Annotated in this window: 22 protein-coding genes; 15 read left to right on the top strand and 7 right to left on the bottom strand. The window is 69.2% G+C overall.

Features of this window, described 5'->3' with window-relative positions; genetic code table 11:
* Positions 1–4: 4 nt before the first annotated feature.
* Positions 5–790, bottom strand: a complete 786-nt coding sequence (locus tag FHX37_RS08685; protein ID WP_141923439.1) for an ABC transporter ATP-binding protein — start codon at positions 788–790, stop codon at positions 5–7.
* Between the two features lie 323 nt (positions 791–1,113).
* Between FHX37_RS08685 and FHX37_RS08680 the strand changes: the two genes are divergently transcribed.
* The 3 genes from FHX37_RS08680 to FHX37_RS08670 all read left to right on the top strand — a co-directional run bounded on the left by FHX37_RS08680 (position 1,114) and on the right by FHX37_RS08670 (position 3,828).
* Positions 1,114–2,412 (top strand): sensor histidine kinase, encoded by a 1,299-nt coding sequence (locus tag FHX37_RS08680; RefSeq protein WP_141923438.1) that lies wholly within the window; start codon positions 1,114–1,116, stop codon positions 2,410–2,412.
* 5 nt (positions 2,413–2,417) lie between these two features.
* Complete coding sequence (locus FHX37_RS08675) at positions 2,418–3,065, top strand: response regulator (RefSeq protein ID WP_141923437.1); 648 nt, start codon at positions 2,418–2,420, stop codon at positions 3,063–3,065.
* 193 nt (positions 3,066–3,258) lie between these two features.
* Complete coding sequence (locus tag FHX37_RS08670; protein WP_141925136.1) at positions 3,259–3,828, top strand: TetR/AcrR family transcriptional regulator; 570 nt, start codon at positions 3,259–3,261, stop codon at positions 3,826–3,828.
* A gap of 51 nt (positions 3,829–3,879) precedes the next feature.
* Here the strand turns inward: FHX37_RS08670 and FHX37_RS08665 are convergent, their stop codons facing one another.
* Together FHX37_RS08665 and FHX37_RS08660 are read right to left on the bottom strand one after the other, a co-directional pair.
* Positions 3,880–4,683 (bottom strand): SAM-dependent methyltransferase, encoded by an 804-nt coding sequence (locus FHX37_RS08665; protein ID WP_246062202.1) that lies wholly within the window; start codon positions 4,681–4,683, stop codon positions 3,880–3,882.
* A gap of 99 nt (positions 4,684–4,782) precedes the next feature.
* A complete protein-coding gene (locus tag FHX37_RS08660; RefSeq protein WP_141923435.1) occupies positions 4,783–6,123 on the bottom strand; it encodes an MFS transporter in 1,341 nt (446 codons plus the stop codon).
* A 211-nt stretch (positions 6,124–6,334) separates the two neighbouring features.
* On the opposite strand from FHX37_RS08660, the gene FHX37_RS08655 reads away from it, so the two are divergent.
* Positions 6,335–7,357 (top strand): phosphotransferase family protein, encoded by a 1,023-nt coding sequence (locus tag FHX37_RS08655; RefSeq protein ID WP_141925135.1) that lies wholly within the window; start codon positions 6,335–6,337, stop codon positions 7,355–7,357.
* Here the strand turns inward: FHX37_RS08655 and FHX37_RS08650 are convergent.
* Entirely contained in the window at positions 7,335–8,354 is a 1,020-nt protein-coding gene (locus FHX37_RS08650; protein WP_246062201.1) for a glutathione S-transferase family protein, read from the bottom strand. The genes FHX37_RS08655 and FHX37_RS08650 overlap by 23 nt on opposite strands.
* Before the next feature lie 239 nt (positions 8,355–8,593).
* Here FHX37_RS08650 and FHX37_RS08645 point away from each other — a divergent pair, with 239 nt between their 5' ends.
* The 3 genes from FHX37_RS08645 to FHX37_RS08635 all read left to right on the top strand — a co-directional run bounded on the left by FHX37_RS08645 (position 8,594) and on the right by FHX37_RS08635 (position 10,983).
* The gene (locus FHX37_RS08645; RefSeq protein WP_141923434.1) at positions 8,594–9,298 is read left to right on the top strand and encodes a beta-ketoacyl-ACP reductase; all 705 of its coding nucleotides are present in this window, start codon (positions 8,594–8,596) and stop codon (positions 9,296–9,298) included.
* A 47-nt stretch (positions 9,299–9,345) separates the two neighbouring features.
* On the top strand, positions 9,346–10,110 hold the full coding sequence (gene fabI / locus FHX37_RS08640) for an enoyl-ACP reductase FabI (RefSeq protein ID WP_141923433.1): 765 nt from the start codon (positions 9,346–9,348) through the stop codon (positions 10,108–10,110).
* Positions 10,111–10,230: 120 nt separating this feature from the next.
* Positions 10,231–10,983, top strand: a complete 753-nt coding sequence (locus tag FHX37_RS08635; RefSeq protein ID WP_141923432.1) for an SDR family NAD(P)-dependent oxidoreductase — start codon at positions 10,231–10,233, stop codon at positions 10,981–10,983.
* A 71-nt stretch (positions 10,984–11,054) separates the two neighbouring features.
* Here the strand turns inward: FHX37_RS08635 and FHX37_RS08630 are convergent, their stop codons facing one another.
* On the bottom strand, positions 11,055–12,869 hold the full coding sequence (locus FHX37_RS08630; RefSeq protein ID WP_141923431.1) for a helix-hairpin-helix domain-containing protein: 1,815 nt from the start codon (positions 12,867–12,869) through the stop codon (positions 11,055–11,057).
* 138 nt (positions 12,870–13,007) lie between these two features.
* Positions 13,008–13,967, bottom strand: a complete 960-nt coding sequence (locus FHX37_RS08625) for an aldo/keto reductase (protein WP_211351780.1) — start codon at positions 13,965–13,967, stop codon at positions 13,008–13,010.
* Positions 13,968–14,253: 286 nt separating this feature from the next.
* On the opposite strand from FHX37_RS08625, the gene FHX37_RS08620 reads away from it, so the two are divergent.
* From FHX37_RS08620 to FHX37_RS08585, 8 genes are all read left to right on the top strand, one after another.
* Entirely contained in the window at positions 14,254–15,435 is a 1,182-nt protein-coding gene (locus FHX37_RS08620; RefSeq protein WP_141923430.1) for an undecaprenyl-diphosphate phosphatase, read from the top strand.
* A gap of 117 nt (positions 15,436–15,552) precedes the next feature.
* Positions 15,553–16,272, top strand: a complete 720-nt coding sequence (locus tag FHX37_RS08615; RefSeq protein ID WP_141923429.1) for an MSMEG_4193 family putative phosphomutase — start codon at positions 15,553–15,555, stop codon at positions 16,270–16,272.
* A 25-nt stretch (positions 16,273–16,297) separates the two neighbouring features.
* Positions 16,298–16,876 carry a DUF3090 domain-containing protein gene (locus tag FHX37_RS08610; RefSeq protein WP_141923428.1) on the top strand — a complete coding sequence of 193 codons (579 nt, stop codon included), beginning with the start codon at positions 16,298–16,300 and terminating at the stop codon, positions 16,874–16,876.
* A gap of 17 nt (positions 16,877–16,893) precedes the next feature.
* Entirely contained in the window at positions 16,894–17,637 is a 744-nt protein-coding gene (locus FHX37_RS08605) for an SCO1664 family protein (RefSeq protein ID WP_141923427.1), read from the top strand.
* A gap of 75 nt (positions 17,638–17,712) precedes the next feature.
* A complete protein-coding gene (locus tag FHX37_RS08600; protein WP_141923426.1) occupies positions 17,713–18,516 on the top strand; it encodes an NRDE family protein in 804 nt (267 codons plus the stop codon).
* A gap of 57 nt (positions 18,517–18,573) precedes the next feature.
* The gene (locus FHX37_RS08595; RefSeq protein ID WP_246062200.1) at positions 18,574–18,822 is read left to right on the top strand and encodes a hypothetical protein; all 249 of its coding nucleotides are present in this window, start codon (positions 18,574–18,576) and stop codon (positions 18,820–18,822) included.
* 174 nt (positions 18,823–18,996) lie between these two features.
* A complete protein-coding gene (mshC, locus tag FHX37_RS08590; RefSeq protein WP_141923425.1) occupies positions 18,997–20,226 on the top strand; it encodes a cysteine--1-D-myo-inosityl 2-amino-2-deoxy-alpha-D-glucopyranoside ligase in 1,230 nt (409 codons plus the stop codon).
* 63 nt (positions 20,227–20,289) lie between these two features.
* Complete coding sequence (locus FHX37_RS08585) at positions 20,290–20,718, top strand: ABATE domain-containing protein (RefSeq protein ID WP_141923424.1); 429 nt, start codon at positions 20,290–20,292, stop codon at positions 20,716–20,718.
* Between the two features lie 47 nt (positions 20,719–20,765).
* Here FHX37_RS08585 and FHX37_RS08580 read toward each other — a convergent pair whose 3' ends face one another.
* A complete protein-coding gene (locus FHX37_RS08580) occupies positions 20,766–21,611 on the bottom strand; it encodes a PAC2 family protein (RefSeq protein ID WP_141923423.1) in 846 nt (281 codons plus the stop codon).
* Positions 21,612–21,801 lie beyond the last annotated feature (190 nt).

The following is a 21,801-nucleotide window of genomic DNA, read 5'->3' as shown; positions in this document are numbered from 1 at the left end:
CTGTTCAGGACTCCAGCTTCACCAGTCGGTCGAGGACGATTTCGGACGTGGGCTCGCGCACCTCGTCCACCAGCTGTCCGTCACGCAGGAAGATCACCCGGTCGGCGTAGGCGGCGGCGACGGGATCGTGCGTGACCATGACGATGGTCTGGTTGAGCTCCCGGGCCGAGTCGCGCAGGAACCCCAACACCTCGGATCCGGAGCGGGAGTCGAGGTTTCCGGTGGGTTCGTCGGCGTAGACCACCTCGGGCGCGTTGAGCAGCGCCCGGGCGACCGCGACACGCTGCTGTTGGCCGCCGGACAGCTTGGCCGGCGTGTGGTCCAGCCGTTCGCCCAGCCCCACAACGTGGACGAGGTGGTTGAAGTGCTCCCGGTCGACCTTGCGTTTGGCGATCTGAGCCGGAAGCAGGATGTTCTGTTCGGCCGTCAGCATCGGCAGCAGGTTGAACGACTGGAAGATGAACCCGATGCGGTCCCGCCGCAGCAGGGTCAGCTCCTTGTCCTTCAACGTGGTGATGTCGGTGCGGCCCAGCCGGACGGACCCGGAGGTGACCGTGTCCAACCCCGCCAGGCAGTGCATCAGCGTGGACTTGCCCGAGCCGGAGGGGCCCATGATCGCGGTGAAGGCCCCGCGGGAGAAGTCGACACTGACATTGTCGAGGGCGCGCACGGCCGAGTCGCCGCTTCCGTAGGTCTTGTCCAACCCTCGCGCGCTGACGACAGGCGGGGCGTCGACGGAGTGGGGGTCAGCCGTGGCGGCTGTGTCGCTCACGTTGGTGTCTCCTGACATGTGCATGGGTGTTCCGGACGGCGCCGGACGGGGGCAGGGCCCGCCGCCTCGCGACACAACGCTACGGGCACGTGCGGTCGGCACACCTCCGACGTAGCACTGAGATTTCCCCCAGACGAAAGTACGCGCTGACCGCCGCCCCGCTCTCTTAGGTGGACGCGCCCACCGACTTTCGTCGGTACCGCGGCTCCGACGGAGAGGTCCCAGCCGGCCGAACCCGCGGGTACGCCCCGCACCCGGTACCACCGACGTTCGTCGGCGGAACACACGAACCCGCCGGCGAACCGAGTGGCCACCGCCAGCGCGCTCCTAGACTCCCCGGTATGAGCGAGGGGAGAGCACACCGGTGGTGGCGGGCTTTCACGGGGCGGCCACGGAGCATGTGGGGGCGATGGTGGGGGCGGCGCCACCGGATCGTCGACTGGGTGGCCGCGTGCGCGTACTTCCCGTTCGTAGCGCTGTTCAACTTTCCGTCCCCGTCCGGTGTGCTCAGCTACCTGGTTCAGGGAGCCCCTCCCGGAATCCCGACGCAGCTCGTCATGATCGTATTGTTCGGGATCGCCCTGCCCGGGCTGGTGTCGTGGGCGATCCTGCTCCGGCGGCGGAATCCCGGGCCGCTGCTGGTACTCGCCGCCGTGCTGATGGTGGCGACCGCGAACTTCGTACCGAGCGTCATAGCGCTGTACTCCTACGCGGCCTGGTACTCCGACGCCCGGCGGCTCTCCGGTTGGACCGGAGTCCTGGCGGCGCTCTTCGTCGTGTTCTACGGGATAGGGCCATCGAACACGGCCGCAGGAGCGGCCCTGTTCATCGTCTTCATGGGTACGCTCACCATCGCCCTCCCACTCGTCGCCGGACTGTGGGTGGGGACCCGCCGCCAGCTCATCGCGAACCTTCAGGAACGCGCCCAGCGGCTGGAACGTGAGCAGCACCTCATGGCGAACCGGGCGATCGTGGCCGAACGTACCCGCATCGCCCGCGAGATGCACGACGTGGTCGCGCACCGGGTGAGCATGATGGTGCTGCACGCCGGTGGGCTGGAGATCTCGGCCTCGGACCGCGCCACCGCGGACACGGCATCCCTGATCCGCAGCACCGGCCGTGAGGCGCTCTCGGAACTGCGCGGCATCCTGGGTGTACTCCGCGACGAGAACAGCACCGAGGCCCCCACCGCCCCGCAGCCGGTGCTGGATGACATCGAGCGTCTCCTGGACGAATGGCGTGCGGCGGGAATGAGCGTCGAGAAGCAGGTGACGGGAACGCCGTGTTCCTTCGCCGCACAGGTGGAGCGCACCGCCTACCGCGTGGTCCAGGAGGCGCTGACCAACGCCGGGAAACACGCGCCGGGCGCTCCGGTGGCAGTACGGTTGGACTACGGCAGCGAGGACCTGGAGATCGTCGTCAGCAACGAGCCCTCTGCCGGGGAGGGGAGCGGCCGTGGTTCCCCACCACCGAGCAGCGGCTTCGGACTCACCGGGCTGCGGGAACGCGTGGCCCTGGTGGGGGGAACGCTGGCGGCCGGGGCGGATCCCGACGGTGGGTGGCGGATCCGCGCCGTTCTGCCGGCGGCGCCCGCAGCGGACCAGGACACGACGACTTCGAACGACGACGGCGGGGAGTAGTACGGATGATCCGCACCATCCTGATCGATGACGAGCAACTGGTGCGTTCGGGGTTGCGGATGATTCTCGACTCGGCCGAGGACATCGAGGTCGTGGGGGAGGGGGCCGACGGAGAGGATGCGGTGCGCCTGGCCCGTGAGCTCGCCCCCGACCTCGTGCTCCTGGACATCCGGATGCCGGGGGTCGACGGGCTGACCGCCGCGGGAGAACTCGTGGCGCTGGCGGATGAGCCCAAGGTCGTGCTGTTGACGACGTTCGACCTGGACGAGTACGTCCACCAGGCACTGCGCGCGGGGGCGGTCGGCTTCCTGCTGAAGGACACCCCGCCGCGTGACCTGATCGCGGCGGTGCGCACGATCAGCGAGGGGAACGCGATGCTCGCCCCCACCGTCACCAAACGGTTGCTGGAACGCTTCGCGACCCCCGCACCGGACAGCGCCGCCCGAGCCCAGCAACGGTTGGAAGTCCTCAGCGGGCGGGAACGCATGGTGCTCGTCGCCGTCACCCGTGGCCTGTCGAACGCGGAAGCCGGACGCGAGCTGGATATGCGGGAAGCCACAGTCAAGGCCCACGTCAGCCGGATCCTGGCGAAGCTGGAGATGACGAACCGGGTGCAGGCGGCGATTCTGGCCCACGACGCCGGGTGGGCGTGAGCACCTCGCGCGGTGTTCCTGTCGTCCCGTGCCCGCGGTGAGGTCCTATGGTGGTAGGAAGACCCGACCGGGTTAACCGCTCAGCAGAAAGGCGCATGCCGTGGCCGTTCGCGCCCATGGCGGCACGGGGGGAAACGAGACGACGACCCCGACCGCCTCCGAGGGATCGGAAGGCTCCGTTCCACGCCGGTTGATGGCTGTGGCCACCCGGTTGTTCGCGGAGAAGGGCTTCGACCGCACGTCGGTGCAGGAGATCGTGGACACCGCTGCCGTCACCAAGGGGGCGATGTACCACTACTTCGACTCCAAGGACGACCTCCTCGCGGAGGTCTACTCCCGGGTGCTGCGGATGCAGATGGAGCGCCTGGAGCGTATCGCCTACCAGGAGCTCCCCGTGGCGCAGCGGGTACGCGAGGCGGCCGCCGACGTCGTCGTCACCACCATCGCCCACCTGGACGACGCCACCATCTTCTTCCGTTCCCTGCACCAGCTCAGCGCCGCGAAACAGCAGAACGTGCGTGCCGAGCGGCGCCGGTACCACGAACTGTTCCGTTCGCTGATCTGTGAGGGGCAGGAAGCCGGGGTGTTCGCGGCCGGTGTTCCGGCGGACCTCGTGGCGGAGTTCTACTTCGGTTCCGTGCACCACCTCAGCACGTGGTACCGGTCGGACGGTCCGCTCAGCGCGGCCGAGATCGGTGACCACTACGCCCGGCTGCTCCTGGACGCGCTACGCCCCACAGCAGTGGGAAATATACAGACATGACCTGACACCCCGGTGGAACGCCGGCCCCTCCCGGCGGAGGTCCTTGCCGGGTCAGGCGTGTGGTTTGCGGGCGACACCGCAGAAGGCGTCGACCTCGCGCGGAGACCCGATATGGGTGGGATCCGGCCGCCACTGGGAGACGGAGACGACGCCGGGGTCGACCAGCTCCGTGCCCTCGAAGAAACCGGCGAGCTGTTCGGGGCTCCGCAGCACGAGCGGTGTGTTTCCGGATTCGTTCCACATCCGAGCCATCTCGGCGGAGCGCTCCTCGTAGATGACGTAACTCCCGTCGTACAGGGCGAGATAGCTGCCGGCCGGTAGCGCCTCCAACAGCTGTCGCACGATGCCGCGGGCTTCGTCGTCGTCGGTGACGAACTCGAGGACGCCCATGAGCATCAGCGCGACCGGTCGGGTGAGGTCCAACCGCCGGCGGGCGGCCTCGATGATGGTCGCGGGGTCGCGCAGGTCGGCGTGGATGTAGTCGGTGCTGCCCTCCTCGGTGCCGACCAGCAGGGCGTTGGCGTGGGCCAGCACCAGCGGGTCGTTGTCCACGTAGACGACGCGGGACTCCGGCGCGACGGCCTGGGCGACCTCGTGGGTGTTGTTCACGGTGGGCATGCCGGTGCCGATGTCCAGGAACTGGCGCACCCCGGCCTCACCGGCCAGGTAGCGCACCGCGCGTCCCAGGAACGCCCGTGCGGCGTTGGCCAGTTCACGGACCTCGGGGACGACACGGGCGATCTCGTCTCCGGTCTCGCGGTCGGCGGCGTAGTTGTCCTTGCCGCCGAGCCAGTAGTTCCAGATGCGGGCCACATGCGCGACGCTGGTGTCGACGGAGGGAGGTGTCTCGGTCAATGGGGGGCTCACGTTGTCGGTTCGCTTCGCGGAGAGTCGGGTACGGCAGGCATTGTGCCGGATGCGCGTCGCGGGCGCACCCGGACGGCTCCCGGAGGCTCAGGTGCCGCTGGGTGCGGCTGGTTTTTCCGCGTCGCGGCGCCGCCTCCGCCGGACCAGCGCCCACACCGACCCCAGGGCGATCGTGGCGAGCACCATGAGGTAGGCCGATACCGACAGCGAGCTTCCGGTGGTGCTGAGTAGGGAGACCATGATCAGGGGAGCGAATCCGCCTCCGAGGACGGAGCTGATCTGGTACCCCAGGGAGGCACCGGTGAACCGGACCTCGGCGTCGAACAGTTCGGCGAACAGGGCGGCCTGCGGGGCGTACATGATGCTCAGGAACAACCCGCACCCGAACATGCCCACTGCCATGACCCAGATGTTGGCGGTGTCGACCAGGAGGAACAGCGGAACGGCCCACAGGAACAGCCCCGTGATCCCGGCCGTGTAGACCCTGACCCGGCCGATCCGGTCGGAGATTCCCGCGGCGAGGGGCATGAGGGGAAGCTGGAAGATACTCAGGGCCAGGGCGACCAGAAGCACGTTCCCGTACGGCAGACCCAGGTCGCGTGTGGCGTAGTCCAGGATTCCGGTGATGAGCACGTAGAACGTCGCGTGGTTGACCATGAAGGAGCCGCCGGCCAGCAGCACCGTCGCCTTGTGGGAACGCAGCACGTCACCGAGCGGCGAGCGCGCACCGGAGTCCTTCGCCGCTGCACGCTGGAAGTCGGGGGTTTCCGCCACGTAGTGGTGGATCAGCCAGGCGAGCAGCAGCACGAGCCCGCCGAGGAGGAACGGCACCCGCCATCCCCAGGCCACGAACGCCTCCGAACCGGTGAGGAAGTTGGTGCCGTAGTACACCGTGTAGGCGGTGACGAGGCCGATGGGTACCCCCATCTGGACCAGGCTGCCGTACAGGCCGCGTTTGCCCTCCGGGGAGTACTCGGTGGCCAGCAGCGCGGCGCCGCCCCACTGCATACCGACCGCCACCCCCTGGATGAGCCGCAGGAGGACCAGCAGGAGGGGAGCGCCCACGCCGATGGTGGCGAACGTGGGCAGCGCTCCGATCAGTGCCGTGGCCACTCCCATCGCCGCCAGCGACCACACGAGTACGGGCTTGCGCCCGAACCTGTCGCCGAGGTGCCCGCCGAGCACCCCACCCAGCGGACGGGCGAGGAACCCGACAGCGAACGTGGCGAACGAGGCGAGCACCCCGGCGATCGGGCTGAACTCGGGGAAGAACAGCGTGCTGAAGACGAGCGCGGCCGCGACGCCGAACACGAAGTACTCGTACCACTCGACGGCTGCGGTGGCCGCCGCGGCGGTTGCGACAACGCGGCGTGTGCGGGGAGAGGGTGGCTGCTGCGCAGCGGTGGCAGCGGTTGGTTGACCAGACATCGGGCCGTTCCTCCTGGCGCTGTTCCGGGGCGGGAAATGTGAACAAAAACACGCCGACGTTTTCGCCAAAGCATGAAACCGACCGGATGGTATGTCAATATCCCCATTGATTTTCTCTTGGAAAAGCCGTGGGGTATATTGCGCTCACGCCCGGCGGGGAACCGGAATGCCCCCGGGCGTTGCAGTGACAGGAGACCAGGCGGGAGAACTCATGGGGGAGACCGACCCTCCGGGGCTGGACCTTGCACGGTTGCGCGCGCACATGGCGGCGGAGCGTCCGGGGCTGGTCCAGGGGGAACTGGCGGGAGAGGTGATCGCCGGTGGCCGTTCCAACCTCACCTACCGGGTCACCGACGGACACCGCGCGTGGGCGGTGCGGCGCCCACCGCTGGGCCACGTCCTGCCGACGGCGCACGACATGGGGCGCGAGCACCGTGTCATCGCCGCGCTGGCGGGGACGGGCGTTCCGGTGCCCCCCACCGTGCTGTTGTGCGAGGACCCGGACGTCCTCGGCGCGAACTTCTATGTCATGGACTTCGTCGACGGGACCCCGTACCGCCGGCGCGAGCAGTTGGAGGAGATCGGTCCGGAACGCACCCGCGGGCTCGTCCTCTCGCTGGTGGACACGCTGGTGGAGCTGCACACCGTGGATCCGGGGAGCGTGGGGCTGGAGGACTTCGGCCGGCCGGACGGCTACCTCCAACGGCAGCTGCGCCGCTGGGGCAAACAACTCGACGCTTCCCGCAGCCGCGACCTTCCCGGAATCGACGAGCTGCAACAGCGGCTGACGACGATGCTCCCCGAATCGCCGGCCCCCACCGTCGTGCACGGGGACTACCGGCTGGACAACGTGCTCGTGGACGAGCGCGACCGCATCACGGCCGTGCTCGACTGGGAGATGTCCACCCTCGGCGACCCGCTCACCGACCTGGCGCTGATCATCGCCTACAGCAGCCCCGAACTTCCCCACATCGCCGGGGTCAGCAACGTCGGTGAGGCCCCGGGCTTCCCCGGAGCCGACGAGATCGTGCGGCGCTACGCGGAACGTTCCGGTCGGGACGTCTCCACGCTCGACTTCTACGTCGGGTTCGCGTTCTTCAAGCTCGCGGTGATCCTGGAAGGAATCCACTACCGGCACAGCCAGGGCCAGACGGTGGGGGAGGACTTCGACCGCATCGGCGAGGCCGTCCCCCAGCTGGTCCGGGCGGGACTCAACCGCCTTGGCGAGGGCTGATGACCTGTGCGTGCGGGTCGTGTTCGCTGAGCCGGGCCCGGTCGTGCGGCGCGTCGAAGTCCGTGACCGGGCCGGCCGGAACGATCCGTTTCGGGTTCAGGGCGCCGTGGGTGACGTAGTAGTGCCGTTTGATGTGGTCGAAGTCCGTGGTCTCGCGGAAGGCCGGCAACGAGTAGAGGTCGCGGGTGTAGCCCCAGAGGTTGGGGTAGTCCACCAGGCGCCGGACGTTGGTCTTGAAGTGCGTTGCGTAGACGATGTCGAACCGCGCCAGGGTCACCCATAGCCGCACGTCGGCCTCGGTGATCCGGTCACCGAGCAGGTAACGCCGAGTGGACAGACGCTCCTCGAGGTCGTCCAGGGTGGTGAAGAGCGCGGCCACCGCGTTGTCGTACGCTTCCTGGCTGGGAGCGAACCCGCACCGGTAGACCCCGTTGTTCACGGTGGCGTAGATCCGGCGGTTGAGGTCGTCGATCTCCGAACGCATGCTTTCCGGGTACAGGTCGATCGCCTTGGTGGCCCACGCGTTGAAGCATTCGTTCAGGTCGATGGTGATGTCCGGGAAGTTGTTGCTGACGATGCGCCGCGTGTGCGTGTCCCAGAGCACGGGAACGGAGATGTGGCCGTCGTAACCGGGCTCGGAGGCCTCGTAGGCCTCGCGCAGCAGAGCGAAGTGGCCCACGGTGTCGGGGCCGTGCCCCTCGCCCTCCCGGAAGGCCCAGCCGCGGCCGTCGCGTATCGGATCGACGATGCCGACCGACACGGCGTCCTCCAGCCCCTTGAGCTTGCGCACGATCAGACTGCGGTGCGCCCAAGGGCACGCGTAGGAAGCGTAGATGTGGTAGCGGCCGCTCTCGGCGGGGAAGCGTTGGGAACCGATCCGTTCCCGGAACGGGTAGGCGGGCCGTTCGAACGCTTCCCCCCGGGGCTTGGTCATGTAGGAGCCGTAGTCCCCGAACGTGTCGAAGTCGACGGGTGTAGCGGTAGTGACGGTTTTCACTGGAGCCTCCCCTGCCAGTGGCGCTGGTGCCCCGTCCGTCCCCCCGATACCGGGGCACACAGAGACTGCATACCCGGTCACCGGAGGTGTGACGCACCGCACGTCGGAGCGGGGGCCGTCCGAGGACGGGGAGGTCAACCAGCACGGACGTTCCGCTACCGTCCGGTAGCTAGATACGCTGCTACCCGTTCTCTCATGGTCGTCTCGCGCCCATCAGCGCTTTCGGAGGTGCCCACCTTATGTCCCGCTCGGCACTGGTCACCGGCGGCAGCCGGGGGATCGGTCTGGCCATCGCCCGGGAGCTCGCCGCCGCCGGGGACAACGTCGCCGTGACCTACCGTTCCGGAGACCCACCGGAAGGGCTGTTCGGCGTTTCCTGCGATACCACCGACACCACTCAGGTCGACAGCGCTTTCACCCAGGTAGAGAAGGAGCAGGGGCCGGTCGACGTTCTCGTCGCCAACGCCGGCATCACCAAGGACCAACTGCTGGCACTGACGAGCGAAGAGGATTTCTCCGCAGTGCTGGACACCAACCTCACCGGTGCGTTCCGCGTCGCCAAGCGGGCCGTGCGCTCCATGATGCGTAGCCGCGACGGCCGCATCATCCTCGTCTCCTCTGTCGTGGGGCTGCTCGGTTCGGGGGGACAGACCAGTTACGCCGCCTCGAAAGCCGGGCTGGTCGGCTTCGGCCGCTCCCTCGCCCGTGAGATCGGTTCCCGCAACGTCACGGTGAACATTGTCGCTCCCGGATTCATCGAGACCGGCATGACCGCCGAGCTTCCGGAGGACCGGCAGGCCGAGATCAAGAAGAACATCCCGCTGGGCCGTTACGGTGCGCCCGAGGAAGTCGCCTCGACGGTACGTTTCCTCGCCAGCCCGAGCGCCGCCTACATCACGGGCGCCGTCATCCCGGTGGACGGCGGACTCGGCATGGGCCACTGACACCGCGGCCACGGCAACCGAACCCACGACATAGAACGGAACAACCCATGGGAATCCTCGAGGGCAAGCGCATCCTCGTCACCGGGGTGATCACGGACAGCTCGATCGCCTTCCACGTGGCCCGTATGTGCCAGGAACAGGGCGCCACGGTGCTGCTCACCGGATACGGGCGGCTCAGCCTGGTCGAACGCGTCGCCCAGCGGCTTCCGGAAGCTCCCCCCGTCCTTGAGCTCGACGTCACCGATAACGAGCACCTGGACAGCCTCAGCAGCCGTATAGCCGAACACGTCGACGGGATCGACGGCATCGTGCACGCCATCGCCTACACCCCCCAGGAGGCCCTCGGCGGCAACTTCCTCAACGCCGGCTGGGACGACGTCGCCACCGCCGTGCACACCTCGGCGTTCTCGCTGAAGGCCCTCACGACGGCCGTGCTTCCCCTCATGAAACAGGGAGGGTCGGTCGTCGCGATGGACTTCGACAACAGCGTCTCGTATCCGGTCTATGACTGGATGGGCGTCGCCAAGTCCGCCCTGACCTCCACGGCCCGCTACCTCGCGCGCTATGTCGGCGAGGACCAGGTCCGGGTGAACATGGTCTCCGCCGGGCCGCTCCGTACCATGGCCGCGCGCAGCATCCCGGGTTTCGACGAGCTCGCCGACGCCTGGCCGCAACGCGCCCCTCTCGGGTGGGACACGTCCGACCCCGAGCCCGCCGCGCGCGCTGTCACCGCCCTGCTCTCCGACTGGTTCCCCGCCACGACCGGGGAAGTGGTGCATGTCGACGGAGGTTTCCACTCGACCGGCGCGTAGGCTGAGCCCTGCGGGGCAGTCCGGCCGACGAGGCCAGAGCCGTGGCGTGGTCGGTGCGGAGAGCGTCGTTCGAGTCGGGCACGGTCGCGCGATCCAGAAGTCGGGAAAGGAACCAGCGGCATGGAACTCGGACTCCGCGGGGCGAAGGTCGTCGTCACCGGGGCGAGCAGGGGCATCGGTAGGGCGATCGCGCACACGTTCGCCGACGAGGGCGCGGACGTGGCGATCTGCGCTCGCTCCCCCGAACCGTTGGCGGAGGCCGCGCGTGAGCTGCGTGCGGCCGGTGGAACCGTGGTGCACCAGGCCGTCGACGTCACCGATGACGCGGGGATACGCGGCTTCGTCGACCACGCCGCGCGCGAGCTGGGCGGTGTCGACGTTCTGGTGTCGAACGTCTCCGCGGGTGGCGGAGCGACATGGCAGCAGAGCTACGAGACGGACCTGATGCCGTTCGTACGGATAGCCGAACAGGCCCAGCCCCATCTGGCGGCATCCCGACGGGGCGGTGCGATCGTGCTGATCTCGACGACGTCCGCGTTGCACACGGGGCCTCCCTCCGGGGCCGGGGCCTACGGAGCGGTCAAGGCGGCGATGAACCAGCACGCCGCCGCTCTGGGCCGTAGCCTGCCTTCCGAGGGGATCCGGGTGAACACGGTCTCGCCCGGACCCGTCGAGTTCGAGGGCGGCGGCTGGGCCCGCCGCCGGGAGAACGCCCCCGATTTCTACGAACGGATCCGTTCCTCGATCCCCATGGGCCGGTTGGGGGCTCCCGAGGAGATCGCGCGCACGGTGGTCTTTTTGGCCAGCCCAGCGGCGAGTTTCACCACCGGTGTCAACGTGGCCGTCGACGGCGGGTTCCTCGACCAGGTGTAGCGCCGCGCGCGGCAGAGCCCGGTAGCGGCGCTGTGCCGGGGTGGTGTTCCCTTTCCGGGGAGCGCCACCCCTCACGCGCCGCGCAGGATCCACATCAGACACGTGTGCCGGGACAGCGTGACGTTGTCCCGCACAGCTCGCGTGAGCTCGGGGCCGGAAGCGTGGACCACGGAGAGGTGCCGTAGCGCTCGGGTGGCGGCCGTGTACACCTGCGGTCGGGACCCGGAGGCCCGCGGGTCGAACACCGCGATGGCCGCGGGCCAGTGGCCGCCGTGGGCAGCGGCTACCGTCACAGCCCATCCGAGGCGCAGTTTCCCGCGGTCCACACCGGTCGCGACGGTGCCGTTGGCCAGGTCGACAGTGGCACCGTCGTCGTCCAACGCGCGCACGTAGCCCACGTCGCCGGCAGCATGGCCCGGACCGTCGGTGGTGAACCGGACCCGGTCTCCGCTGTCCAGGCCGTCCACCCGCCCGGCCCCGGGATTGAACCGGGACTTGCAGGCCGCGTTCAGGGCGTCCGCGCCCGCCTCCCCACCGCGGGTGGCCGTCACTATCTGGGTCTCCTCGGCAGGGATCCCCAACGCACGGGGAATCGAGTCCGTCAGGAGCTGTAGGACCCGGTGGGCCGCCTCCTCGCCGGAGCTGGCGGGAACAACGGCGACCTCCCGGTGCGGAGCCGGAACCTCCCCCCACTCACCGGCGGCTACGAGTTCCGCCATCGCGGTGATGGGATCCGGAGCGGGGTCGGACGGCACCGTGGCGCTGGCCACTGTTCCCGACGCGAGGAGGTCACGCACCACCTGGCCGGGGCCGGCCGAGGGCGCCTGGTCGGGGTCGGCGAGCAGCACCAGGTGTGTGCCGTCGCCACAGGCCCGCACCAGCGCCGCCGCGTGCCGGGTGTCCAGCGCCATGGCGCTGGTGACGACGACGAGGCCCGCTTCCAGCGGATGTTCCGGGCCGCGCTCGAACACACCGGGGGAGCTGCACTCCAGCAGCTGGGGGAGTGGTACGGCGCGGACCCCGGAGACGCCCTCGCTGTCCAGCTGCGCGTTGAGGGCCTGGGCCGACTGCGCGGTGGGAGCGGCGACAGCGATGCCGGTGCCGCTCTCCGCAGCCACATCCGCGCAGCATGCCAGAGCGTGCGACACGCCACGGGAAGCGCCGGCTCCGTGCGCCAGCACGCAGACTCCCCGCAGCGCCGCGGTGACGACAGCGGCGGTGGTCTCTCCGGCCAGTTCCATGCCGAACCGTTCGGCGGTGGCCGCCGCGGTCTCCGCCGCGGTGGCGGAGTCCATGATGGGCTCACTGGTGTACGCCAGCCGTGCGACACCGGTGCCGAGCTCCTGCTCCGCCTGCCCCAGGTCAGCCAACGCGTAGTAGCGGGTCGGATCCGGCGGCTCTTCCTCCCCCTCCTCGTCCGTGTCCTCCACCACCTCGATGGGGACGACGTCCTGCTGCTGCAGCGCTTCCTCCAGTGCCTGCCGGGGAGACGCACCCCCCAGGTCCCGCACGGTGGTGGAGAGGTGGTGCTCCTCGAGAACGGTGTGGCCCTCGCGTGCGGCCCGGGACAGCGCGCAGCGCACGATGGCACGGAGGCGACGGGGGTCGTCCGGGGAGGGGGAGGGGCCGAGCAACCGGTGGGCGCAGTAGTCGGCCTGCTCCACGGTGACACTGCCGAGGGTTAGTAGCTGCCACGGATCCTCGGTGAGGAGAGCGGCCGCCTGCGGACCGAGAGCTTCCGTGACGGGCTCTGCCAGGGTCTCGGGAGCCCCCATGCTGGCCAGTACCTGCCGCAGCTGCTGCGCCGGAGGGGCACTGCCGCCCTCCTCGGGCGAAGGAGACGAGGGAACGGTGCTTCCCTCGGTGGACAGCGGGAGCTCACTCATCGCTTCGCGGCGTACGTCTCCGGCGCTCGTACCGGAAGGGACGCCCTCCTCCTCTCTGGACATGTCCGTGTCACAGGTGTGCGGGCCACGCGTGTGCCCGGTGTTTTCCCGGGGGCCGCGACGCGGCCAACCGTACGGTCACGGTTGGGGAACCGCGGAAGCGTCGTCGAGCGCATGGCGGATCTCGGCTGGAAGCTCCGTACTCTCCTGGGAGAGTATGTCGACGAGCTGCGCGTTCGTCCGGGGACCGACAGTCGCCGCGGCCACCCCCCTCTGGTCGCGCGCCCAGCTCAGTGCCACCGACAGCGGGGAAACCCCCAGCCCTTCCGCGGCGGTGCACACCGATTCCACGATGCGTCGGCTGCGTTCGTCGAAGTAGGGCTCGATGTAGGCGGCCATGTGGGGGAGGGCGGCCCGGGAACTCTGCGGGAGGCCGTTGCGGTACTTCGCGCTGAGGACACCGCGCCCCAGTGGTGCCCACGCGATCAGACTGGCGCCGCGTGCCATGGCAGCCGGCAGCACGTCGCGTTCGGCCCGGCGGTTGAGAAGCGAGTACTCGTTCCCGGTCGAGACGACGGGAGCCCGCTCCCACCCGGGAGCGGCCTGCTGCCACGTCGCGTACACACTGAACTGCCAGGCCGCGAGGTCCCCCACACCGATGTAGCGCACCTTGCCCGACGTGACGGCGGCGTCCATCGCCGCGAGCGTCTCCTCGACCGGCGTGGCCGGATCGTGCACGTGCAACTGCCAGAGGTCGATGTGGTCGGTCTGCAGCCGGCGCAGCGAGGCCTCCAACGACGCCAGCATGTGTCTGCGGGACGTGTCCCCGGGGCGATGGCCGTCGGGCGTGTGTCCCGCCTTGGTGGCGAGTATCACATCATCGCGCCGTACGGTGCTGTTCAACAGCCGACCGGTGATGCGCTCGCTGTTGCCCCCGGTGTACACGTCGGCGGTGTCGAGCAGCGTTCCACCGGCATCCACGAACGTGGTGAGCTGTTCGGCCGCTTCCTCCTCGGCCGTATCCTTTCCCCAGGCCATCGTGCCGAGTGCGATGCGAGACACCCACAGTCCGGACCCACCCACCTGTCGTTGCTCCATGCGGCGGAGAGTACCGCCTTTCCGGCTGTCGCGGCGCGCGCAGCGGCGACCGGTCCGCGACGGAACGGGAGCGGACGTGGGGAGGAGCGCGTCCCACACCCTCCGGTGACTGGTAATCTCCGGCCCGCACAGTCGGCTGCTGTCCCGCGTGTGCGGACAGTAGACTGCCGTCGCCCCTGTCGCGGTCGACCCAGCCCTTCCCCCGGTGTACGTGCCATCCTTCTTCCCCGGCTGGGGTCCGGAAACGAACGTGCCACGGAATTAGTTCCCAGGAGCCGAGCCCGTCATGTCTATCCTCGAGTCCATCATCCTTGGTGTGATCCAGGGAGTGACCGAATTCCTACCGATCTCCTCCAGCGGTCATCTGCGTGTCGTCTCCTCCTTCTTCGGCTGGCCCGACCCGGGAGCGGCCTTCACCGCTGTCAGCCAGATCGGAACCGAACTCGCCGTCCTCATCTACTTCCGCGCGCGAGTGTGGGGCATCCTCTCCGCCTGGTTCCGGTCCCTGGTGAACCGGGAACTGCGGCGCACCCTCGACGCCCGCATGGGCTGGTACGTGATCATCGGGACGATACCCATCGGGGTCATCGGTCTGCTCCTGGAAGAGGAGATCGACAGTCTCTTCCGCGATCTCCGGCTGATCGCCCTCACGCTGATCATCTTCGGTGTTTTCCTGGGCATGGCCGACCGGTACATGCGCAAACACCGCGAGCTGAGCGACCTGAACGTGCAGCGCGGACTCATCTACGGTCTGTTCCAGACACTCGCGCTGATCCCGGGAGTGTCGCGTTCCGGGGCCACGGTCACGGGCGGGATGCTGCTCAGGTTCAAACGCCGGGACGCGGCGGAGTACGCCTTCCTGCTCGCGATGCCCGCCGTGTTCGCCTCGGGGTTCTACAAACTGACGGACATCGGCGGTAACGAGTACGCGGGATGGACCGCCACGTTCGTGGGCACGGCAGTGGCGTTCCTCGTGGGCTACGCGGTTATCGCCTGGTTCATGCAGTTCATCAGCACCCACAGCTTCATGCCGTTCGTCTACTACCGCATCGGCCTCGGCGTTCTGGTGCTCACCCTCGTCAGTTTCAACGTCCTCGACCCGCAGGGAGGCTCGGCGAGCAACGGCAGCGCCGGACCGGAGGCCTCCTCCGAGGAGAGCTCCTCGGAGGGCGGGGAGAAGGACAAGGAGGAGAAGGACTCCGCGGGCGACGAGGACGGGAGCTCCTCCGACTCCTCGGTGGACCCGTCCACGGGTCCCAGCACGGACCCGGAGACCGGATGGCCGATCGATCCGGAGACCGGACTGGCGGAGAACCCCGAGACCGGACAGCACAAGGACCCCAACACCGGGGAACTCGTGGAGATCGATCCGCAGACCGGGCTTCCCATCGACCCCTACACCGGCCAGCCCTACGACCCCCAGGCCCAGCAGGAGCAGGGACAGCAGGAACAGACCCCCGCAGGGTGAGCGCCGCTCCCGGCGGCCCGCGCCGCGGGCCGCTGTACAGTGGGGCCCGGTCGCGGTGGGAGGATCCCGCGCCACCTGCCGACGCAGCACACCCGAGCACCGACAGGGGATACCAGCATGGGCGAGAGCGAGCCGGCCGTCAGCCTGTTGCTCGTCCGGCACGGTCTGACCGACACCACCGGTGGGACCCTGACCGGGAGGAGCCCGGGAGTGCACCTCAACGAGTGGGGCACGGCCCAGGCGGCGGGACTCGCCCAACGCCTCTCCGGCCTCGCACTGGACGCCGTGGTGTCCAGCCCGTTGGAACGCTGCCGCGCGACCGCTGCCGCCGTCGCGGAGGTGAGCGGCAACGAGGTGCTCCTCGAGGACGGGATCAGCGAGTGTGACTACGGGGACTGGACCGGACGCGAGATCCGGAGCCTGACAGCGGAACCGCTGTGGCGCGTGGTCCAGAACCATCCCAGTGCCGCACGCTTCCCCGGCGGGGAGAGCCTGGCCGAAGTGTCCCACCGAGCGGTGGCCGCTGTGCGAGAGTGGAACACGTGGTTGCTGGGCCGGAGCCACTCGCCCGTGTACGTCATGTGCAGCCACGGCGACGTGATCAAGGCTATTGTCGCGGATGCGTTGGGGGTGCACCTCGACCAGTTCCAACGCATCAGCATCGACCCGTGCTCGCTCACGGCAATCCGCTACACCGCCACACGTCCCTTCGTGCAACGGCTCAACGATGTCGGGGCGACGGCCGCCGGACTGGAGCCGGCGGAGAGCGCCGGCTCCGGTGACGCCGTCGTCGGGGGCGGAAGTGGCGGCCCGCAGAACGAAGAGTCGCTACGGTGACCCACTATCCCCTAAGGTTCGTCCTATGCCCGTGTTCCAATTCGACCCTCCCGAACGTTTCGTGGCCGGCACGGTCGGCCAACCGGGAGAACGCACGTTCTTCCTGCAGGCCAGCGGCGGCGGGCGGATCACCAGCGTTGCTCTGGAGAAGGCGCAGGTATCCGCGCTCGCCGAACGCATCGAGGAGTTGCTGGAGGAAGTGCGGCGACGCTTCGGCGAGCAACCAGGCGACACGCAGCCCGACACCGTCGACATCGACGATGGCCCGTTGGAACAACCCATCGACGAGGACTTCCGGGTGGGCACGCTCGCCGTGGCGTGGGACGCGGAGGCGGCCCGTGTGATCATCGAGGCCCAGCAGGTCGACGAGACGGGCGGGGACGCCGACGACCAGGGCGAGGTCGACGTGTTCGCCGACGAGGAGCCGGTGGACAAGGACGTGCTGCGCGTCCACCTGACCCCGACGGCTGCCCGGGCGTTCGCCGGCCAGGCGATGAAGGTCGTCGCCGCCGGCAGACCCAACTGTCCGTTGTGCGGACAACCGCTCGATCCCGAAGGGCACATCTGCCCCCGGCAGAACGGGTACAAGCCTGGCGGATCATGATCCAGGTGGGAGCAGTGATGACTGCGGCGTTCCAGGAGCTGCCTGCAGGCGAGATCGTGGAAGCGTTGAGCACCGGTGAGATCACTGTCGCCGGCCGGCTCACCGAGGCGTCCAACACCACCCTCTACTGCACGGTCGCCTCCGCCGGTAGGGAGATCCCCTGCGTCTACAAGCCAGTGTCGGGGGAACGCCCGCTGTGGGACTTCCCCCACGGGACGCTGGCCGGCCGGGAACTGGCTGCCTTCGCCGTCTCCGAGGCGCTGGGGTGGGGGATCGTTCCCCCCACGGTGTACCGCGGTGGCCCCTTCGGCGAGGGCATGTGCCAGCTGTGGATAACGGGTGACCCCACCGTGGACCTGGTCGACCTGGCCCAGGAGCACCACCATCCCGGACTGCGCCGTATGGCGGTGTTCGACGCCGTGATCAACAATTCGGACCGCAAGGTCGGCCACCTCCTGCCGACCGCTGCCGGACACCTCTACGGGTGCGACCACGGGGTGTCCTTCGCGGAACAGTACAAGCTCCGCACCGTGCTGTGGCAGTGGCAGGGCGAGGAACTGGCAACGGAGACCCTGCACGCCCTGGAGAACGTGCGTCTTCTCCTGCGTCAGCCGGACAGCGCCCTGACCGCGGAGCTCAGCAGCCACCTCACTAAGCCGGAACGCTACGCGCTGCGCCGCAGGGTCGAGCTCCTGCTGGAGCACCGGGTGCACCCGTACCCGGCCCCGGGATGGCCGGCGATACCCTGGCCTCCCGTCTGAGCGGCGTTCGGGTGCCGCTGGCCGCCCCGTGCGGTGGACGGCCCTCCCGAACCCCGGGCTCCCGGAGGGAAGGTTATGTGTACGGTCATCGTCAGTTTCGCCCCGGCGGAAGAGGTTCCGCTGCTGGTGGTCGCGGTCCGTGACGAGCTGCTCGCCCGTCCCTGGGAGCAGCCCGGCCGGCACTGGCCCGAGCGTCCCGAGCTGCTCGGGGGGAAGGACACCCGTGCGGGCGGGACCTGGCTCGCGGTGAACACCAGTGCCTCGCTTCCCTCCGGCCCCCGCGTCGGCGCTGTCGTGAATGGGCTGCCACGGGACGGGGCGGATCCGGCCCGTCCCGCCGGACCCGCCCGACCGAGCCGGGGGGAACTTCCGCTGCGTCTGGCCTCACACGGCCAGTGGGAGCCACGACCGGAACGGGTGGGCGACTACGAACCCTTCCACCTCCTGGGCGCCGACTCCCGCTCGGCCGTTCACCACGCCTGGGACGGTGGCGCTCTCACCCGGCGCAGCCTCGAACCGGGGGTCAGCATGCTGGTCAACACCGGGATCGATCCCGAGGACCCCCGCGTGCGGCGGTACGCGGGACTCTTCACCGAGAACCGGCCCCGCCCCACGACCGCGGAGCTGCATGCGGGAGAACCCGACGGGATATGGGGAAAGTGGCCCCGGATGGTCGACCGTGCCATGAGCGCGGGGGCACGAACGCACGACGGAACAAAGACGGACGATCCGACCTCGTTGCGCGCCCGGGTGGACCTCGGCGACGGACAGCTCTGGGCGACCTCCTCAGTGACACTGCTCGCCTGCGCACCAGACGTGCTCCGGTACGCCTTCACCGACTCGCCCGGGGATCCGGAGGCCTGGCGTATCGTGCACTGACCGGGCCCAGGGAGGCGGGTAAACCCGGGCAGGGCGCACGGCGTCCCACGGCACGTGATGGTTCGACGCTCTTCCCGGGAGAAACGCGGGGGTACCGGCACGGCGGAAGAAGCCCTCCCCCTGACGTACCGGCGGTACGTGGGGGAGCGCCCCGCCTACTGGTTGTTGTACGTGGTGGCCTTCTCCGCGACGATGGCGCACTGGGAGTCCGGGAACAGCGTCCTCGCGCTGCTGTGCGCCGCGGGGACCCTGCTCGGAGCCGGCGCCATACTCCACACCTACCGTGGGAGCGCGGGACGGTTCTGACAAGCACCGTGCTGGTCGGAGGAGGGCGGGGCGGTGCGTCGCTGCGGCGCGCCGCGCGGAGTGCGGCAGCTCGGGCCGGACGTGTCGCATTCCCGGTTGCACTAGGGGATTGATCTCGTCGCCGCACCCCGGTGTGAGCATTCTGTTCCGGGATGGCCGGATAGTCTCGGAAGCATGCGTTCATGGTCTGTGCCTGAGGACATCGTTCGCCTGCCGGGAACCGGCGGGCCGCTCCGCCTGTACGACACCGTTACCGACACAGTGCGCGAGACGGGCCCCGGCCCGACGGCACGGATGTACGTGTGCGGCATCACCCCCTACGACGCGGCGCACCTCGGCCACGCGTTCACGTACCTCACGTTCGACATGGTCGAGCGGGTGTGGCGGGACGCGGGACACGATGTGGACTACGTGCAGAACGTAACCGACATCGACGATCCCCTGCTGGAGCGCGCCCGGGCCAACGGAGAGGACTGGCGCGAACTGGCCGAACGTGAGATCCAGGTCTTCCGGGACGACATGACGGCACTCGGGGTCCGCCCCCCGCGCGCCTACGTTTCGGTCGTGGACTCCGTCGACCTCATCGCGGAGTTCGTCAGCAGGATCCAGGAGAGCGGGGCTGCCTACGAACTCGACGGTGACATCTACTTCGCCGCCGAGGCCGCACCGTACTTCGGGGAGATCAGTGGCTACAGCAGGGAGGAGATGCTGCGCCTGTTCGCCGAACGCGGCGGTGACCCGCAGCGTCCGGGCAAGAAGGATCCGCTGGACTGGCTGTTGTGGCGGGCCGAACGTCCGAACGAACCCGCGTGGAGCACCGTGCTCGGTCGGGGGCGCCCCGGATGGCACGTGGAGTGCAGCGCCATCTCACTGCACGAACTCGGGGTCGGCTTCGACCTGAACGGCGGGGGAACGGACCTGGTCTTCCCCCACCACGAGATGGGGGCGGCGGAGACGCGAAGCGCGACCGGCAGCGGTCAGGCCCAGCACTACGCCCACGTCGGGATGGTTGGGCTCGACGGCGAGAAGATGTCGAAGTCCCAGGGAAACATGGTGTTCGTCTCGCAGCTTCGTGCCGAGGGCGCCGAACCGGACGCGATCCGCCTCGCGATGCTGAACCACCACTACCGCACTCCGTGGAGCTGGACCGCCACGGGGCTGGACGAGTCCGCGAACCGTCTGCGGCGTTGGCGCGCCGCCACCGCGCTGGCGGCGGGGCCGGACGCGATGCCAGTGCTCGGGCGGGTGCGTGCCGCGCTGGCCAACGACCTCGACACCGCGGCCGCGGTCTCCGAGATCGACACGTGGGCCGACGCCGCGCTGGCCGACGGCTCCGGCGACGACTCCGAGTCGCCCGCGCTGGTGCGCGACACCGCGGCGGCGCTCCTCGGCGTGCGCCTGTAATCCCGCGGCCCCTGCGCCGCTGGTTCGGTGATACGGGTAACAGGGCATGGTGAAATGGTGGACATGGCTCTTGGCACAACCCCCAGCACCGCCGCTGGCATCATCCACGATTTCACCACCAGCGGCGACTCACTCACCAGTCGTTCGGATCTCGCGCGGTTCCTGCGCCAGCACCACTTGGTCGGGGACGACCCCGTAGCCATCACCCACGCGGAGTTCGACGAGGCCATCGCGCTCCGGGACGGCATGCGCGCCTGCCTGCTTCGCGCACAGGGAGGAGCGGCCGACACTGATGCCATCGCCCAGGGGCAACGAGTACTGGACGGGCTGCGGATGACTGCCCGGATGGAGCCCGCTGAGGACGGAACCGACGACCCTTCAGCGGTGCTCTGCCCGGCTGTCGTGAGTGAGCTGCGCCGTGGACTGGCACGCATCGCCGCGGCCTGGGCCGCGATCACGGCCACTGGTGAGACGGTCGAGCTGTCCCACTGACGGCGAGGGAGCACACCGGCTACGCGAGAAGGACCGTCTGCGGAGGCTCAGCCCCGGCCGCGGCGTTTCAGGTAGCGCTCGAACTCCCGGGCGATCGCCTCACCGCTGGCCTCGGGGAGCTCCGCAGCGTCCTTGGCCTCTTCCAGACTCCGGACGTAACCGGCGATGTCGTCGTCCTCGGAGGCCAACTCGTCGACACCGTGTTCCCAGGCGCGAGCCTCCTCCGAGAGGTCCCCCAGTGGGATCCGGATGTCGAGGATGTCCTCGACGCGGCGCAGCAGTGCCAACGTCCCCTTGGGGCAGGGCGGCTGGGCGACGTAGTGCGGGACCGCGGACCACAGCGACACGGCCTCGATCCCGGCGGCGGCGAAGACGTCGTGCAGTACCCCGACGATTCCCGTGGGTCCGTCGTATCCGGTGGGCTCGAGGTTCAGCGACTGTCCCAGCTCCACCGGGGAAGCGACGCTGGTCACCGGAACGGGACGGGTGTGGGGGGTGTCGGCGAGGAGTGACCCCACCAGGATGATGCGCCGCACTCCCAGTTCGCGGGCCACCGACAGCAGGTCACTCGCGAACCCTCGCCACCGCATGTTCGGCTCGGCCCCGCTGACGAGAACAATGTCACTGTTCCCGTTCGCGGGATGGGCGATCGAAACCCGGGTGGTGGGCCAGGTAATACCTTGGTTCTCCCCGTTGGTCACCGTCGTCCGCGGGCGCGAGACCTGGAAGTCGTAGTAGTCGTCCGACTCCAACGAGAGGAGCTCGTTGGCGTTCCAGACGGAGGCCAGATGCTCGATCACCGAGCTGGCAGCCTCGCCGGCATCGTTCCAGCCCTCGAACGCGGCCACCATGACGGGCTCGACGAGCTCACCGACGCTGTCGAGCTCAGGCACGGGCCGCCTCCTTACTTGACCGGGCCCGGCTACTCGGGGAAACCCGGTCGGTTCCAACTGACACGGGACGCGTACGCGGACGCGCTGTCCAGCTCTACCACGCCCAACGGCCACGGCGATAGCGAACCGCCGGGCCCCGAGGCGCCTGTGAACCGGACCGTCCCCACCCTATGGGGCGCGAAGGCAGGGA

The sequence above is a fragment of the Haloactinospora alba genome, from assembly GCF_006717075.1.
Classification (GTDB): Bacteria; Actinomycetota; Actinomycetes; order Streptosporangiales; family Streptosporangiaceae; genus Haloactinospora; species Haloactinospora alba.
Note: the sequence above shows the minus strand (reverse complement) of the source record. Positions and strands in the feature narration are given on the sequence as shown.

Excerpts from the sequence above, each read along its gene's own strand:
- FHX37_RS08670 (WP_141925136.1), top strand. The coding sequence starts at position 3,259 with ATGGCTGTGGCCACCCGGTTGTTCGCGGAGAAGGGCTTCGACCGCACG.
- FHX37_RS08595 (WP_246062200.1), top strand. The coding sequence starts at position 18,574 with ATGGTTCGACGCTCTTCCCGGGAGAAACGCGGGGGTACCGGCACGGCG.
- FHX37_RS08585 (WP_141923424.1), top strand. The coding sequence starts at position 20,290 with ATGGCTCTTGGCACAACCCCCAGCACCGCCGCTGGCATCATCCACGAT.
- FHX37_RS08675 (WP_141923437.1), top strand. The coding sequence starts at position 2,418 with ATGATCCGCACCATCCTGATCGATGACGAGCAACTGGTGCGTTCGGGG.
- FHX37_RS08605 (WP_141923427.1), top strand. The coding sequence starts at position 16,894 with ATGACTGCGGCGTTCCAGGAGCTGCCTGCAGGCGAGATCGTGGAAGCG.
- FHX37_RS08685 (WP_141923439.1), bottom strand. The coding sequence starts at position 790 with ATGTCAGGAGACACCAACGTGAGCGACACAGCCGCCACGGCTGACCCC.
- FHX37_RS08645 (WP_141923434.1), top strand. The coding sequence starts at position 8,594 with ATGTCCCGCTCGGCACTGGTCACCGGCGGCAGCCGGGGGATCGGTCTG.
- FHX37_RS08635 (WP_141923432.1), top strand. The coding sequence starts at position 10,231 with ATGGAACTCGGACTCCGCGGGGCGAAGGTCGTCGTCACCGGGGCGAGC.
- FHX37_RS08660 (WP_141923435.1), bottom strand. The coding sequence starts at position 6,123 with ATGTCTGGTCAACCAACCGCTGCCACCGCTGCGCAGCAGCCACCCTCT.
- fabI (WP_141923433.1), top strand. The coding sequence starts at position 9,346 with ATGGGAATCCTCGAGGGCAAGCGCATCCTCGTCACCGGGGTGATCACG.
- mshC (WP_141923425.1), top strand. The coding sequence starts at position 18,997 with ATGCGTTCATGGTCTGTGCCTGAGGACATCGTTCGCCTGCCGGGAACC.
- FHX37_RS08600 (WP_141923426.1), top strand. The coding sequence starts at position 17,713 with ATGTGTACGGTCATCGTCAGTTTCGCCCCGGCGGAAGAGGTTCCGCTG.
- FHX37_RS08610 (WP_141923428.1), top strand. The coding sequence starts at position 16,298 with ATGCCCGTGTTCCAATTCGACCCTCCCGAACGTTTCGTGGCCGGCACG.
- FHX37_RS08625 (WP_211351780.1), bottom strand. The coding sequence starts at position 13,967 with ATGGAGCAACGACAGGTGGGTGGGTCCGGACTGTGGGTGTCTCGCATC.
- FHX37_RS08620 (WP_141923430.1), top strand. The coding sequence starts at position 14,254 with ATGTCTATCCTCGAGTCCATCATCCTTGGTGTGATCCAGGGAGTGACC.
- FHX37_RS08655 (WP_141925135.1), top strand. The coding sequence starts at position 6,335 with ATGGGGGAGACCGACCCTCCGGGGCTGGACCTTGCACGGTTGCGCGCG.
- FHX37_RS08615 (WP_141923429.1), top strand. The coding sequence starts at position 15,553 with ATGGGCGAGAGCGAGCCGGCCGTCAGCCTGTTGCTCGTCCGGCACGGT.
- FHX37_RS08630 (WP_141923431.1), bottom strand. The coding sequence starts at position 12,869 with ATGAGTGAGCTCCCGCTGTCCACCGAGGGAAGCACCGTTCCCTCGTCT.
- FHX37_RS08680 (WP_141923438.1), top strand. The coding sequence starts at position 1,114 with ATGAGCGAGGGGAGAGCACACCGGTGGTGGCGGGCTTTCACGGGGCGG.